Genomic DNA, 503 nt, shown 5'->3' with positions numbered 1-503 from the left:
CACGCTGGCGCTCGCCGCCCTGCTCCTGGCGCTCGCCAACCCGACGTTGCTGCAGGAGGACCGCGACCAGCTTTCGACCGTCGTGCCAGTCATCGTCGACCGCTCGCAGAGCCAGGATACCGCCCAGCGCAAGCAACAGACCGACGAGGCGCTCGCAAGCCTCAAGGACCGCTTCTCCCGTTACCCGCGCATCGAGACGCGTATCGTCGAGGTCGACGACGACGGCGATACCGACACGCCCTCGACAAAGCTCTTCACTGCCCTGCGTTCGGCGATATCAGACGTGCCGCCGGCCCGTATCGGCGGGGCGGTTTTCCTGACCGATGGCCAGATCCATGACCTGCCGGGCATCAACCAGGACCTCGGCTTCAACGCCCCCGTCCACGGCCTGATCACCGGCAAGCCGGACGAGTTCGACCGTCGCGTCGAGGTGGTCCGCGCGCCGCGCTTCGGCATTGTGGGCGAGGAACAGGAACTGACGCTGCGGGTCTTCGACGACGGTC

1 pseudogene is annotated in these 503 nt (G+C 67.2%); it reads left to right on the top strand.

The features are described from left to right. Nucleotides 1–503 (top strand): annotated as a pseudogene (locus tag MOV61_RS30215) (hypothetical protein); the annotation flags it as partial.

The organism is Neorhizobium sp. BETTINA12A (assembly GCF_023006485.1).
Classification (GTDB): domain Bacteria; phylum Pseudomonadota; class Alphaproteobacteria; order Rhizobiales; family Rhizobiaceae; genus Neorhizobium.
The sequence above is the reverse complement of the archived record's forward strand: the minus strand, read 5'-3'. Positions and strand labels throughout refer to the sequence as shown.